The following is a 15615-nucleotide window of genomic DNA, read 5'->3' as shown; positions in this document are numbered from 1 at the left end:
GTGCCATCGGCGGGGGTCGCCTGCGCTTTCGAGCGGGACATGCTGGCGGCGCTTGCATCCGACGAGGCCACCGGGCCGTTCGATCCCGGTTCGCTTACGGAAGATTATGAAGCCGGGCTTCGCATTCGCGATCTGGGCGGCCGCAGCGCCTTCGTGCGGATGCGTGACGCCTATGGCAATATCATCGCGACGCGGGAATTTTTCCCCGACAGCATCGACGCGGCGGTGCGGCAAAAGGCGCGCTGGACGATCGGCATCGCACTTGCAGGATGGGACAGGCTGGGCTGGCGCGGCGGACCGGCTGAATTCTGGATGCGCCTGCGCGATCGGCGCGCGGTGCTGGCGGCGCTGGTGCTGTTCGCCGCCTATCTGACGCTGGTCCTTTTGGTGGCCCTTGTGCTGCTGGCACTGGTCATGCCCTTGCCCGATCGGCCTTTGACGCCACTGATGACCGCGCTGCTCTGGTTCAACCTCTTCTTGATGCTCTGGCGCATGGCGATGCGCTTCCTGTTCGTCGCCCGCGCCTATGGCCTGCGCGCGGGACTGGGCGCGGTGCCGCGCACGCTGATCGCCAATTATATCGGTATCCTCGCCGCCCGCCGCGCGATATTCCTGTATCTGAGGTCGCTCGCAGGGCAGCCGCTGCGCTGGGACAAGACCCAGCATCGCTTTCCCGACCTCAAGACCGACCCATGATCCGCGCCCGTTCAGGCCGCCCGCTCCGCTTCCTCGCGGTCCTGATGCTGGGCTGGATCGGGCTACGCGTGATGGCCCAGATGGACTTTGCCGTGGAACCGACCGCGCTTGCTGTCGCGACGTCGCAACATGCGCCACACCGCATCGTCGCCGTCGCGCCAGCGCCATTGCGCATGGATCGTCCGCCGGTCCAAATCTTATGGCCCGTCGCTCGATCAGTCGGCGGCTCGAATGTCATGGTGCAGCCCGTCACCGTCGCGACGAAGCCGTCGGGAAATTTCGGCGCGCCAACCGACATGCTGGACTTCATCCGGCAAATGGTCGCCTTTTCCAATCGGCATTATGCCAGCCAGGATATGGGCGCGCGCCCATCGCCCATTCCATTCGCAACGCCGCCGCCTGTTTCGAAACAAGTCCCATCCGCGCCTGATCGCTGGCAGGCGAGCGGCTGGCTGCTGGTGCGGCCGGGCAAGGCGTCCGCGGTTCAGACCGCGCCAGTGGGGCGCCTCGGCGGATCACAGGCCGGACTGCGCATCGACTATGCCCTTGCGCCATCCTCGCCCCATCGACCCGCGCTCTACGCCAGGGCTACGGCCGCGCTGCAAGACCCTGCCGCACCCGAAGCCGCAATCGGCCTTGCCGTCCGCCCGCTGCCCGACCTGCCGGTCAGCATCGGCATCGAACGGCGCGTGGCGCTTGGTTCGGGCGGCCGCAACGCCATGGCGATCGTGGGTGCTGGCGGCTTTGGGCCGGTGGACATCGCGCCGGGACTTTACGCCGAAGGCTATGGGCAGGCGGGCGTCGTCGGCTTCCGCAGGGGTGACCGGTTCGTCGATGGGCGCATTGCGCTGCTGGCGCCCGTGAAGGCGGGGGCGCTGCGGATCGGGGGCGCGATATCGGGCGGCGCGCAGCCGGGCGTCAGCCGGCTCGACATCGGCCCGGAAGTGCAACTGCGCCTGCCGCTGCCCCGCGCCAACGCGCGCCTGTCGATCGAATGGCGTGAACGCATTGCCGGCGATGCCGCGCCACCGTCGGGCCTCGCCATCACCCTTGCCACCGATTTTTGATCGGGGCGGCGCAACTATCCTTTCTATCGGGCGGCTTTGCGATTAGGCCCTGAACCGCCATGGATCTTTACCTGCCCATCGCCAATCTATCCGTGAACGCGCTGGTCATTATCGGCCTTGGCGGGCTGGTTGGGCTGTTGTCCGGCATGTTCGGCGTGGGTGGCGGGTTTTTGACCACGCCTCTCCTGATTTTCTACGGCATCCCGCCAACGGTCGCGGCGGCGTCGGCGGCTTCGCAGGTCACGGGGGCCAGCGTGTCGGGCGTCGTCACGCATATGTCGCGCGGCACGGTCGATTTCCGCATGGGCGGGGTACTGATCGCAGGCGGCATCGTCGGCGCGGGGATGGGGGTGTTCATCTTTCGCCTGCTGCAAAGCCTGGGCCAGATTGATACCGTCATCGGCATTCTCTATGTGCTGATGCTGGGCGGAATCGGCGGCCTGATGGCCAAGGAATCGATTCAGGCGCTGATCGCGCTCAAGACCGGCCGCAAGCCGCAGGCGAGCAAGCGGCGGCACCATCCGCTCGTCGCGGCCCTGCCCATGCGCTGGCGCTTCTATCGCTCGGGCCTCTATATCTCGCCGCTCGCACCCTTTCTGCTGGGCATGGCGACGGGCATCCTGACGATGTTGCTGGGGGTGGGCGGCGGCTTCATCCTGGTGCCCGCGATGCTGTATCTGCTGGGCATGACGACGCAATCGGTCGTCGGCACGTCCCTCTTCCAGATCCTGTTCGTCACCATGGCGACCACGATGATGCACGCCATGACGACCAAGGCGGTGGACCTAGTGCTGGCCATGCTGCTGCTGATCGGCAGCGTCACGGGCGCGCAGATCGGCACCCGCCTGTCGATGAAGCTGCGGCCCGAATATCTGCGCGTCCTGCTGGCTGCCATCGTGCTGCTGGTGGCCGCGCGCATGGCGCTGGGCCTGGGCTGGCGGCCCGATGAAATCTTCACGATCGAGGTGCGGTGATGCTGCGTCGCGCCAGCGCCCTGATCGCGGCCCTGCTCTTGTTGACCGGTGCGGACGAACCGCAACTGGTGCCCGACGTGTCGCAGCGCGAAGTGCAGATCCTCTACAGCTTCACCGGCGCTGACCTGCTGCTGTTTGGCGCGATCGTCTATCCCGGCGGCGTGCGCCCGGACAAGCCGGCCGACATCGTCGTGGTTCTAAAAGGCCCCGAACAGTCGATCCAGATGCGCGAAAAGCAGAAGGTGGCGGGCATTTGGGTCAATGCCGACAGCGCGCGCTTTGAATCCGCGCCAAGCTTCTATGCCATGGCCTCCTCACGCCCGATCAGCCAAATCGTCGATGAACGCACCGCCGCCATTTACGAACTGGGTGTGGACAAGCTGCAATTGTCGCCGTCCTCGCTCAACGACAGCGCGGAACTGAACCGTTTTCAGGCTGGCCTTGTCGACCTGCGCGACCGGGCGGGGCTGTTTGTCGAGCGGCAGGGCACGGTGGAGATCACCGACGGCGTTCTCTACCGCGCGCGCCTGCCGCTTTCCGCCCGCGTCATCGTCGGCGACTATACGGCCGAGACATTTCTGGTGCAGGATGGCCGCGTCGTTGCCGCCGCCGTGCGCGACATCACTGTGCGCAAATCGGGCTTCGAACAGTTCATGGCGGTCGCCGCTGAAGACTGGCCGTTCCTCTATGGTCTGACCGCGATCGCCATTGCCGTGGCGATGGGCTGGGCGGCCGGTGCTATCGCCCGGCGCATCTGATTCCTTGGGATGAGTGGCTCCTCCTGCCCGCATCCAGCGCGCGCCATTGGCTTTGGCGCGGGCGACTATGCCTTCAATCTCTTCTGGCAGACGGCCACTCTTTATCTGCTGTTCTTCTACACAGATGCCCTGGGCCTGACACCCGAAGCGGCGGGGCTGGTGATGATGGTCGGTGCCATTGCCGACGGGCTGACGGACCTGGCCATCGGTATCACCGCGGATCGTTGGCGTCTGCGATATCGCCGGATCATCGCCTGGTGGGCCGCGCCGCTCGCAACGTCCTTCGTCCTGTTGTTCCAGCGGCCGGCGGGTGGCGCGGAATGGCTGTTGCCGGTGGTGATGGCGACCCATGTCGCCTTCCGCATCCTCTATGCGCTGGTAAACCTGCCCTATGCGGCCTGGTCGACCCGTGTCAGCCCGCACGCCCGCGACCGCACCTTGATGTCGGGATCGCGCATGACCTTCGGCGCGCTGGGCGCGGTCACGGTCGCCTGGGTGATGCCCGCCGGTGGGGATCATTATGCCGGCGTGGCGATGTTGCTGGCTGGGGTCGCAGCCCTGGTGCTATGGATTGTGGTGTGGCGCGTTCCCGAAACCATCGCGCCAGCGCCCCCCAGGCCCGCCCGGCACGCCCTGGCGCAGGACCTGGCTGCGATCGCGCGCAACCGTGCCTTCCTGATGCTATGCGCCGCGACATTCTGCGCCACGGTTGCGGGCGCGATCATCGGTCATTCGGTTCTCTATTATTTCGCCCATGTGCTGCTTGACGCAGGGGCGGGCAAACGGGCGCTGGCGGTGATGGGCGTGATCGGCGCGGTCGCCGTGCCGCTCTGGACGCTGGTCGCCTTGCGCTGGAGCGCCCAGCCCAGCTGGCTTGCTGCGGCCTGCCTCGCACTGCTGGCGCTGGCGGTGCTGCCGCTCTGGCCAGGTGCGCCCGATATTGGCATTTCCATCGCCATGCTGGCGGTGATCCAGGTCGCGCTCAGCGGTTTTCATCTTGCCGCCTGGGCACTTCTGCCAATGAGCGTCGATCAAGGCGAGGTGCGAACCGGCGTGCGTGTGGAGGCAACCGCCTTCAGCCTGTTCATGCTGGTGCAGAAAATCGGTCTGGGCCTTGCCGCGCTGTTTCTGGGTCTGGCCTATGCGATGGGCGGCTATGCCGGCGGCGTGCCCGATGCGGCGGGCAGGGATGTCATCGCCTGGGTGATGATCGCGGGACCGGCGATCATGATCGCGGCCGGGGGCGCGATCATGATGCTGGCGCCGCTGCGCGGCCGGGTCGATCAGGCGAGCGTGAATATGTCGGACACGCCCTCTGCCTGAGCGGACGGCGCGATCCAAAGGCGGAATTCGCCCGGCTCCACTGTCGGCTGCATGTCCTGCCCCAAAAACAGCAGCTCTTCACGCCTGATAGTAAAGCGCACCTCCCGCGATTCGCCGGGCTTGATCGTCACGCGCTGAAACGCCTTCAATTCGCGTACCGGCCGGGTGATGCTGGCGGTGATGTCCTGCACATAGAGCTGCGCCACCTCCGTCGCTTCATGGCGTCCGCTGTTGCGCAGCGTAGCGGTAACTGTCAGTTCGCCGCCCGCGCTCAGCCGGCCCGTTCCCATGTCGATCGCGCTGTAGACGATCTCGCCATAGGTCAGGCCATGACCGAAGGGATAGAGTGCGGCATTGGGCGCGTCGCGATAATGGGCCTTATAGGCGACACGCGGGCCGGGCGGATTGGGGCGGCCCGTATTCTTATGCGCGTAATAAAGCGGCTCCTGCCCGCTTTCATAGGGGAAGCTGCACGGCAAACGCGCCGAAGGGCTGGCGAGGCCGAACAATATGTCGGCGGTCGCCATGCCCGACATCGACCCCAGGAACCAGGTCGCGAGGATCGCTTGCGCATCCTTGACCGCGCCGTGGAGCGCCAGCGCGCGGCCATGACGCAGCAGCACGACCATCGGCTTGCCGGTGGCTGCGACGGCCTCCGCCAACGCCATCTGCGGCGCGGGAATGACAATATCGGTGCGCGACTGCGCCTCACCCGACATGGTCTGGCTTTCGCCCACGGCCAGCACGACGATATCGGCGGCTTGCGCGGCGGCAACCGCCGCCTCGATGCCGCCCCTGATCGGCTTGTCCACGCCTGATCCGTCGACCGCGACGATGGCATCCGGGTCGGCGGCGACCGCGCGCATGCCCGTCAGCAGGTCGATCGCGTCCGCGTCGGTGCCATAGACATTCCACGGTCCGACCAGATCGCGCTGCCCCTGCGCGAACGGCCCGATCAGCGCGATTGTCTTGCCCTGACGGGGCAGGGGCAGCAGATCATCCTCATTTTTGAGCAGCACGATCGACCGGCGCGCCGCGTCGCGCGCAACCTCCAGATGCGCAGGCGTGCGCACCAGCGTCTTTTCCCGGCTGGGGTCGATCCGCCGGAACGGATCGTCGAACAGGCCCAGCTTCGCCTTGAGCGCCAGCACGCGCCGCACTGCCTGATCCAGCCGCGCCATCGGCACTTCGCCCGATTTCACCAGGTCAGGCAGATGCTCCATGTAGAAGCCCGACTGCATCGACATATCGACTCCGGCCAGGAACGCCAGCTTGGTCGCTTCGCGCGCATCGGCGGCAAAGCCATGGGCGATCAATTCCATGTCGCCGGTATAATCCGACACGACCAGCCCGTCGAAATGCCATTCGTCGCGCAGCACGTCGCTCAGCAACCAATGATTGGCGGTGGCGGGAACCCCCGACAATTCATTGAACGACGCCATGATCGTCGCCGCCTGCGCATCCAACGCCGCCTGGAAGGGCGGGAAATAGACCTTGCGCAGCGTCCGTTCCGACACGTCGACGCTGTTATAGTCCAGCCCCCCCTCGGCTGCGCCATAGGCGGCGAAATGCTTGGCGCATGCGGCCATGGCGTCGGGCGCGGCCAGGCCAGCGCGTCCCTGGAACCCGCGCACGCGCGCGTCGGCCATGATGCGGCTCAGCAGCACATCCTCGCCCGCGCCCTCGATCCCGCGGCCCCAGCGCTGGTCGCGGGCAATGTCGACCATCGGCGCGAAGTTCCAGTCGATGCCCGCCGCCGTGGCCTCGATGGCCGCGATCCGCGCTGTGCGTTCGGCAAGTTCGGGATCGAAGCTGCCCGCTTCTGCGAGCGGCATGGGAAACACGGTGCGAAAACCATGAATCACGTCGGCAGCAAAGATCAGCGGGATTTTGAGGCGGCTCTTTTCCACCGCCATCGTTTGCATCTGTCGCGCCATCTCCGCGCCATTGCCATTGAACACGCCGCCGACATGCCCGCGCCGCACATCGTCCATCTGCTGGCGAAAGCTGGCGCGCGATGGCGATGTGGGATTGAGCGCATTGGCCGCGCCGCCAGCCCAGGCCGCAGCCATCAGCGTGACCTGACCGGCCTTTTCCTCCACCGTCATCCGCGCGATCAGCGCGTTCAGATCGGTCGATGCCGGCGCGCTTCCGTCCATCAGCGCGCGCGCGGGCGAGGATGCCCATGCCACCACCGCGCCGGCACCCATCAACCATGCGCGCCGGGATACAGAAGAGGGTGGTCGCATGTCATTCTCCTAAAGATCGGGCGCGTGTCCGATGTCCTTATCGCACCGTTTGGACGCCCACTTGCAGTGGCCAGAGGATTCTTGTAACCGGTTACAAGCTGGCCCGGCAAGTCATGGGGCCGATAAATATTTTACCGGACGGATTGAGGATGACGGGAAAGGACATAGGGCAAGCGACCATTCGCGACGTCGCGCGCGAAGCCGACGTGTCGGTCGCATCCGTGTCGCGCGTGTTCAACCGGCTGCCCAACGTGCGTCCCGAACTCAAGGAGCGGGTGGAGCAGGCCGCGCGCAAGCTCCACTATGTCCCCCATGCCGGTGCCCGCAATCTCAGCATGGCGCGCACCGGCGCGATCGGCATCGTCCTGCCCGACCTGCACGGTGAATATTTCTCCGAAATGCTGCGCGGCATGGAGCGGGAAGCCGCCTTTCACCAACGCCATCTGCTCCTGTCCAACATGCATCTGGATATCGGCCACGGAATCGAAGCGCTGCGCAACATGCGCGGGCGGGTCGATGGCTTGATCGTCATGGCCCCGCATCTGAACCTGGATGATCTGTTCGCGCAGCTGCCCCCCGGCATCCCCGCCGTCCTGCTCAATTGCCGGGCCAATGGTCTTGGGATGCCGGAATTGCGGGTCGACAATGTGGCGGGCGCGGCCGCCATGGTGCGGCACCTGATCGATTGCGGTCATCGCGCCATCGTCCATGTCGAAGGGCCGGAGGGCAATGTCGAAGCGGCCGACCGCGCGCGGGGCTATGCTCAGGCGATGGAAGCGGCGGGCCTCAATCCCGTCATCCTCCCCGGAAATTTCGACGAGGAGTCCGGCCGCCGCGCCGTCGAGCGCCTTCAGGCCGAGCAAGTCGATGTCGACGCCATCTTCGCCGCGAACGACATGACGGCGATCGGCGTCATGGTCGCGCTGCGTGATATGGGCGTCGATGTGCCCACGCAGGTGGCGGTCGCGGGCTTCGACAATATACCGCTCGCCCGGCTCATCAGTCCGGGTCTTACCACCATGGCGGTCGATATCGCCGACATGGGCGCGCGCGGCATCAACCGCCTCGTCGCGCTAATCGACGGCGAAGCCGTTCCGCAGATGGAACTAAGGCAACCCGGCCTCATTATCCGCACCAGTAGCCAGCTTTCAGCTGCGTAACAAAAGTCCCGTTCGGGGAAACAGGGTTAGAACAAGGGGAAGATGCATATGAGCAAGATGTCCGCAATCCGCCTGCTGCTTGTCGGCGCTACGTCGCTCAGCAGCCTGGCGGTCGCCATTCCGGCCGTGGCGCAGACCACGGTCGCTTCGATCCGTGGCCGCGTGACCGACAGCGCGGGCGCGCCTGTCGCGGGCGCGACGGTCACGCTGACGAGCGCCGGCACCAGCCGCGCCCAGACGACCACCACCAATGCCGGCGGTTCCTATATTCTGAACGGCGTGCGTGCGGGCACATACCGGATTTCCGTTTCCGACCCGGCGAAGGGATCGTTTCAGCGCGATATCGCCGTGGGCGTCGGCACCGCCGCCACGGTGGACGCGCAATTGTCCAGCGCGACTGACACGGCGGAGGGCGGTTCCACGGCCTCGGCCGATGGCGACGGCGCGCAGATCGTCGTCACCGGAAGCCGCTTGCGCGAAACCCGCACCAGCGAAATCGCGACCAACATCAGCCAGGAACAGCTGCGCGTCCTGCCGCAGACGGATCGCAATTTCCTGAGCTTCGCCGCGCTCGCGCCGGGCGTGCGTTACAACGACTCCGAAACCGACAAGAGCTTCTCGTCGGGCGCCTCGCCCGCCAGCCAGGTCAATGTGTTCATCGACGGCGTCAGCCTGAAGAACAAGCTGCGCGAAGGCGGCGTGGCGGGTCAGCAGAACAGCCGCGGCAACCCCTTTGGCCAGCTCGCCGTCCAGGAATTCCGCGTCATCACGCAGAATTACAAGGCGGAATATGAGCAGGCGGGCGCCGCCGTCATTACCGCCGTCACCAAATCGGGCACCAATGATTTCCATGGCGAAATTTTCGGTCAATATACCGACAAGTCGCTGACCGAAAAAAGCTTCATCGACAAGCGCGACGGCAACCCCAAGCCTGCCTTTGAACGCAAGCAATATGGCGCGTCGCTCGGTGGTCCGATCATCAAGGACAAGCTGTTCTTCTTCGCTGCCTATGAAGGCAATGACCAGGATCGCGCCTTCAACGTGCGCTCCACCGGCGCGGCTGATGCGATCGCGGAATTCGAACGCTTTTCCGGCCGCGATATTACGGATTTCGAAGGCTCCTTCGTCAGCCCGTTCCGCAGCGATTTCTATTTCGGCAAGCTGACGCTGACCCCCGACGACTATCAAACGTTCGACGTGTCGTTCAGCCGGCGTGAGGAAAGTGACATTCAGGGCTTTGGCGGCAACACCGCCTATTCCTATGCCGAAAACAAGATCAACGTCGTCGATACATACCAGTTCAAATGGACCTATGACGACGACACGGTCCTCAACGAATTCAACGCCAGCTATTTGAACTACACGTTCAACCCGACGGCGCTCAATCCCGACCTGCCGGCCTATGACTATCAGGGCGTGATCCTGTTCGGGGGCAAGGATTCGACCCGGCGCGAAGTGCAGCAAAGCTATAATTTCCGCAACGACATCACCTATACCGGCTTTACCGGTCACGCGATCAAGTTCGGCGCGCGCATCGAATTTACCGATATCAGCTTCGATAATCAGGCCTTCATCCAGCCGCGCTATTATTTCCGCCGCGAACCCAACAACAATCTCAACTTCGCCTTCCCGGCCGAAGCGCGTCTGGGCCTTGGTTCGGGCCTGATCCAGTCGTCCAATACGCAGCTTGGCCTCTATATTCAGGACGATTGGGACATCACCGACCGGTTGCAGCTCAACCTTGGCCTGCGCTGGGATTATGAAAGCAACGGCTTCAACAATCGCTACACCACGCCCCCGGCCGCGGCGGCGGCGCTGCGCGCGCTGCCGACGACGTCCTATTTCAATCCCGAAGACTATATCACCGATGGCAATGACCGCAGCCCGTTCAAGGGTGCCTTCGCGCCGCGCTTCGGCTTTTCCTGGGATGTGAAGGGCGACCGCAGCACCGTCATCTTCGGCGGCGCTGGCCGTTATTATGACCGCAACAATTTCAACAACACGGTCGATGAACTCTCGCGCACCATCAACCCCATCGGCCTGTTCCGCTTCTCCGCCGACGGCCTGCCGCGCGATGGCCAGCCGACGGTCGCCTGGGACCCGTCCTACCTGACCCGCGACGGACTGCTGGCGCTGATCAACAGCAACCCCGAAGTCGGCCTGCCCGAACTCTTCGCGGTCAAGAATAATGCCAAGCCGCCGGTCAATGACCAGTTTTCGCTGGGCGTGCGGCAGAAGGTCGGCATTTTCGAAGCCTCGCTGACCGCCTCCTACCAGCGGGGCAAGAATGGCTATACCAACCTGTTTGCGACCCGCAATGACGGCGGCTTTGGCACCTGCTGCGACGGCGATCTGCTAGCGGCAGTGCGCGCGGCGGGCTATTCCAACGTGCTGATCGGCTATGACGGGCTCGATACCCGCTACAAGGCGCTCTATTTCACGCTCGACAAAAATTACACCAAGGCATCGGGTTGGGGCCTCAACATCGCCTATACGCTGGGCAAGGCGGAAAAGAATGGCGGCGATCTCTTCAGCCTGGATGCGCCGACGCCCGACGCCTATGGCTGGCGCAATTCGCCGGGTGACGAGCGCCATCGTATCGTCTTCTCCGGCATCGTCGACCTGCCGCTGGGTTTCCAGCTGTCGACGCTGACCACGCTGGGGTCGGGCCAGGCCTATCAGGTAACGGACGGCACCAACGGCGCGTCGTCGGGCTTCAACGACTTTACCGCGCGCTATCCGGAAAAGAACTGCATCAAGGGGCTGTTCGCCTTCTGCGAAGTCAATGTGACGCTGGCCAAAAATTTCCCGCTGTTCGGTCGGGACGATCAGGTCAGCTTCGCGGTCGATGTCCTCAACCTCTTCAACAACAAGAATTTCCGCGACTTTGACGGCTTCTTCAACAACACGATCAACCCTGAAACCGGCGAAGTGACCGATCCGCTGCTGCCCGCCAACGGCGCGAACGCGGCGAACCTGCTCACATTGCCCCGGCGCATCCAGTTCCGGGTGGGTTATCGCTTCTGACGATGCCCATCATCGGGGCGGACGCGCGTTCCAGGACAGCGTCCGTCCCTGTGTTTACGATTTGGAGGTGATGATTGCTCGATAGACGGACATTCATGGGCTCGGCCGGGGTAGGGCTGGCCGGGCTCGTGTCGGGATGCGCGACGCGCGCGCCTCAAGCGCCGATATCGACCGCGCCGGTCGCGGTCGATGGCTGGACCCGGCTCGATCAGCGCCCGGCGCTGGACGTGGAAGTCAGTCCGTTGATCGACGACATCCAGAAGCTCGCCTTTCGCTATTTCTGGGAAGTGACGGACGAAAAGACCGGCATGTCCCCCGACCGTTGGCCCACGCCCTCCTTCGTGTCCATTGCCGCCATGGGTTTTGCGCTGACCGCCTATCCGATCGGCGTGACCCATGGCTGGATCACCCGCGCCGAAGCGCGCGAGCGCACGCTCACCACGCTGCAATTCCTCGCCGCCGCACCGATGGGGAACCAGCGATCGGGTGTCAGCGGCTATCGCGGCTTCTTCTATCATTTCCTTGGATCGACCAAGGGCTATCGCTTCTCGCTGGCAGAACTCTCGACCATCGACACCGCGCTGTTGATGGCGGGGGTCCTGTTCGCGCAAAGCTGGTTCGACGACCCGGTCGATGCCGACGAAGCGCGCATCCGCGATCTGGCCGAACAGCTCTATCGTGCGGTCGAATGGACCTGGATCACGCCGCGCGCGCCGTTCGTGTCGATGGGCTGGCATCCCGAAAGCGGCTTCATCCGTTCCGACTGGGAAATCTACAATGAAGGGATGATTCTCTATATATTGGGCATGGGGTCGCCGACGCATCCGCTGCGCGACGACACATGGAATGTATGGAGCACCCAGTTCGACAGCAGCTGGTCGTCGCGCTGGGGCGAGCCGCATTTGCATTTCGCGCCGATGTTCGGCCATCAATATAGCCATGTCTGGGTCGATTTCCGCGGCATCCGGGACCGGTTCATGACGCAGAAGGGCATCGACTATTTCGAAAACAGCCGCCGCGCGACCTATTGCCAGCGCAACTATGCGATCGAAAATCCGGGCAACTGGGCGGGCTATGGGCCGGACTGCTGGGGCCTGACCGCCTGCGATGGGCCGGGCGATTTCAAGATGATGCTGGGCGGCAAGGAACGCGAATTCTACAGCTATTCCGCGCGCGGACCGGGCGAGCGCGATGACGGCACGCTGGCCCCCACCGCGCTGCTGGGGTCGCTGCCCTTCGCGCCGGAAATCGTCGAGCCGACCGTGCAGGCCATGTATTTCCGCTATGGCGACCAGCTTTACGACAAATATGGCTTCCTCGACAGTTTCAACCCCACCATCGTCCGCCGTCCTGCGCAGCCTTTCCGCCATGGCGAATTCCGCTTGGGGGTCGGCTGGGTCGACAAGGATTATCTGGGCATTGATCAGGGGCCGATCGTCGCGATGATCGAAAATCACCGCACCGGCCTTGTCTGGAACACGATGCGAAAGAACCCGCATATCCGGCGCGGTTTGCAACGGGCGGGCTTTACCGGCGGCTGGCTGGGATGACGCTGGCGACGCTCGCCTTCCTGCTCGCCGCTGCGCAGCCTGTCGCGGCCGACGGTTTCGAACAGCCCGACCGGTGGACCGCCTCCGCGTCTGATGGCGTTGCCTCAAAGGTGTCGGACGTGCCGGGCGACGCAGGCCGGGCGCTGCGACTGGATTATGATTTCGGGTCGGTGTCGGGTTATGCCTTTGCCGCGCGCACCTTGCCGATCGACTGGCCGGACAATTACGTCCTGCGGGTCAAGCTACGGGGCGAGGGTGGCGTCAACGACCTCCAGCTCAAATTCACCGATGCTTCTGGCGATAATGTCTGGTGGGTGCAAAAGCTCAATTTTCGCCCGTCGGCACAATGGCAGGAAGTGCGCATCCGCCCGCGCGATCTGGAATTCGCCTGGGGGCGTACCACGGATAAAAGCCTGCGCCACACCGGGCGCATGGAAATCGTGCTGGTGCGCGGCCGCGACGGTGGCAAGGGGCATGTCGAGATCGACGATCTGACGCTGGAACCGCTCCCGCCAGCGCCGCCGCCTTCGCCCCCCAAGGCCAGCGACCCGGCCGTGCTGGATGGCGACAAATCGACCGTCTGGCGTGGCCAACCGGGGCAGGTGCTTGACCTGGACCTCGGCGCGCCACAACGGCTCTCCGCCCTGCTGCTCGACTGGCAGGGCAAGGCGGCCTACCGGGTCGAAGGATCGCTGGACAAGCGCGCCTGGCAGACGTTGCGCACCGTGGATGCCGGCGATGGCGGCCAAGATCCGATTGCGCTCCACGGCGCGGAATCGCGCTATCTGCGCATCCGCCTGATCGGCGAAGGCGCTCTGGCCGAAGTCGCGGTCAAGGATATCGACTGGGCGCCCACGCCCAATGATTTCATCAGCCGCCTCGCCAGCCAAGCGCCGCGCGGCCGCTATCCGCGCGGCTTTACAGAACAACCCTATTGGACGCTCGTTGGCACGGACGGCGGCGCAATTGCGGGCCTGATCGGCGAAGATGGCGCGATCGAGCCGGCCAAGGGCAGTTATTCGGTCGAACCCTTCCTCACCGTCAATGGCGCCTCGGTCGACTGGGCCGACGTCACCACCAGCCAGAGCCTCATCGACGGCAATCTCCCCATCGCCACCACAAGCTGGCAGGGACAGGGCTGGACGCTGGACAGCACCGCCTTCGCGCAGGCGGAGGGCGACGAACCCCGCCTGCTCGGCCGTTGGCGCATCCGCAACGACAGTGATCAGCCGCGCACCTTCACCCTTACGCTGGCCGTGCGGCCCTTTCAGGTAAACCCGCCCGCCCAATTCCTGGCCCAGCGCGGCGGCGTCAGCCCGATTTCCGCGATCCGCTGGGACGGATCGCGCCTGCATATTCGACAGCCCGGCCCGGTCGCCGGCGACCCGCCGGTCGATCGCCTGCTCACCCCCATGGTGACACCCCAGTCAGTGGGCATGGGTGGCTTCGACCAGGGCGCGCTCGCCACGCCCGAAACATTGCCATCGGCCACTCACGTGCAGGACGAGGCGCATATGGCGCAGGCGCGCCTCAGCTGGACGATGCGCCTGCCGCCGGGCGAAACGCTGGACGTGCCGGTCGCCTTTGCCGGCTCAGCGCCCTCCGATTTCGACGCAGCGCTGGCGCGCACGGCGGACCAGTGGCGGCAGCGGCTGGGCAGCGTCCTGATCCAGGTGCCGCCCGCCAAGCAGGAACTGGTCGATACGCTGCGCACCGCGCTGGCCGACATTCTCATCAGCCGCGATGGCCCCGCGCTCAAGCCCGGCACCCGCTCCTATAATCGCAGCTGGATCCGCGACGGCGCGATGATGTCGGACGCGCTGTTGCGCCTTGGCGTCAATGATCCGGCGATCGCTTTTGCCGACTGGTATGGCGGCCATCTCTTCGCCAATGGCAAGGTGCCATGCTGCGTCGATTTCCGGGGCGCGGACCCGGTGCCGGAAAATGACTCGCATGGCGAATATATCCATCTGCTGGCGCAACTGCACCGCTACACCGGCGATACCGCGCTGCTGGCGCGCCACTGGGACCGGCTGGACGCCGCGCGCCGCTATATGGACGGACTGCGCCTGTCCGAACGCACCGCCGCCAACCAGACGCCCGGCCGGCAGATGCTCTACGGCCTGTTGCCGCCCTCGATCAGTCACGAGGCCTATTCGGCGAAGGCCCAATATAGCCTCTGGGACGATTTCTGGGGTCTGGCCGGCTATGACGGCGCACTCTACGCCGCGCAGGTGCTGGGCAAGCCGCAAGCATCCGCCATCGCTGCGCAGCGCGACCAGTTTTCTAGCGACATACTGAATGCCATCGACGCTGCGGCCAAATATTGGTCGATCGATTTCATCCCCGGCGCGACCAGCCTGGGCGATTTCGACGCCACATCCACCACCATGGCGCTGGAGATTACGGCGCTGCAGCCCCGGCTCGACCAGCGGCTGCTCCACAACACATTCGATCGCCAGTGGCGGCGCGTGACCAGCCGCGCCACATCGACCGACTGGGACGATTACACCCCTTATGAACTGCGCAACGTGTCCGCCATGCTGCGCCTGGGCCAGCCGCAACGCGCTAACGACCTGTTGGCGATCTACATGCGCGATCGCCGCCCGGCCGGCTGGAACGCCTGGGCGGAAGTCGTAGGCCGCGAACCGCGCGCTATCCGCTTCCTTGGCGATCTGCCCCATGCCTGGGTCGCGTCCGACTATATCCGCGCCGCGCTCGACCTTTTTGCCTATGAAGACAAGGCGAGTGAGACGCTGGTGCTGGGCGCGGGCATGACCGGCGACTGGTTGTCGGGGCAGGGGGTTCACA

The 15615-nt window shown here is 64.9% G+C and carries 10 protein-coding genes; 9 read left to right on the top strand and 1 reads right to left on the bottom strand.

Features of this window, described 5'->3' with window-relative positions; genetic code table 11:
- The 5 genes from B2V90_RS03825 to B2V90_RS03805 form a co-directional block, all read left to right on the top strand.
- Positions 1-696: glycosyltransferase family 2 protein (locus tag B2V90_RS03825; protein WP_293919697.1), on the top strand; the 696-nt coding region annotated here is incomplete at its 5' end.
- Positions 693-1763: a hypothetical protein gene (locus B2V90_RS03820; RefSeq protein WP_228220601.1), complete on the top strand. Its 1071-nt coding sequence runs from the start codon at positions 693-695 to the stop codon at positions 1761-1763. The genes B2V90_RS03825 and B2V90_RS03820, both read left to right, overlap by 4 nt.
- Positions 1764-1822: 59 nt before the next feature.
- On the top strand, positions 1823-2737 hold the full coding sequence (locus B2V90_RS03815; RefSeq protein WP_009822618.1) for a sulfite exporter TauE/SafE family protein: 915 nt from the start codon (positions 1823-1825) through the stop codon (positions 2735-2737).
- The gene (locus B2V90_RS03810) at positions 2737-3495 is read left to right on the top strand and encodes a TIGR02186 family protein (protein WP_228220602.1); all 759 of its coding nucleotides are present in this window, start codon (positions 2737-2739) and stop codon (positions 3493-3495) included. The genes B2V90_RS03815 and B2V90_RS03810 overlap by 1 nt, the downstream gene beginning before the upstream one ends.
- A gap of 9 nt (positions 3496-3504) precedes the next feature.
- On the top strand, positions 3505-4818 hold the full coding sequence (locus B2V90_RS03805; protein ID WP_228220603.1) for an MFS transporter: 1314 nt from the start codon (positions 3505-3507) through the stop codon (positions 4816-4818).
- Here B2V90_RS03805 and B2V90_RS03800 read toward each other — a convergent pair.
- Positions 4779-7067 (bottom strand): glycoside hydrolase family 3 N-terminal domain-containing protein, encoded by a 2289-nt coding sequence (locus B2V90_RS03800; RefSeq protein WP_228220604.1) that lies wholly within the window; start codon positions 7065-7067, stop codon positions 4779-4781. The two genes, B2V90_RS03805 and B2V90_RS03800, sit on opposite strands and share 40 nt — an antisense overlap.
- A 149-nt stretch (positions 7068-7216) precedes the next feature.
- Here B2V90_RS03800 and B2V90_RS03795 point away from each other — a divergent pair, with 149 nt between their 5' ends.
- From B2V90_RS03795 to B2V90_RS03780, 4 genes are all read left to right on the top strand, one after another.
- Positions 7217-8227, top strand: a complete 1011-nt coding sequence (locus tag B2V90_RS03795) for a LacI family DNA-binding transcriptional regulator (protein WP_293919694.1) — start codon at positions 7217-7219, stop codon at positions 8225-8227.
- A gap of 48 nt (positions 8228-8275) precedes the next feature.
- On the top strand, positions 8276-11254 hold the full coding sequence (locus B2V90_RS03790; RefSeq protein WP_228220606.1) for a TonB-dependent receptor: 2979 nt from the start codon (positions 8276-8278) through the stop codon (positions 11252-11254).
- Positions 11255-11328: 74 nt separating this feature from the next.
- Complete coding sequence (locus B2V90_RS03785) at positions 11329-12804, top strand: glucoamylase family protein (RefSeq protein ID WP_228220607.1); 1476 nt, start codon at positions 11329-11331, stop codon at positions 12802-12804.
- Positions 12801-15615 (top strand): discoidin domain-containing protein (locus B2V90_RS03780; protein ID WP_293919692.1); only part of this gene is annotated, 2815 nt, incomplete at its 3' end. The genes B2V90_RS03785 and B2V90_RS03780, both read left to right, overlap by 4 nt.

The sequence above is a fragment of the Sphingobium sp. UBA5915 genome, from assembly GCF_002431195.1.
Lineage (GTDB): Bacteria > Pseudomonadota > Alphaproteobacteria > Sphingomonadales > Sphingomonadaceae > Sphingobium > Sphingobium soli.
This window is presented reverse-complemented; position numbering and strand designations above follow the sequence as displayed.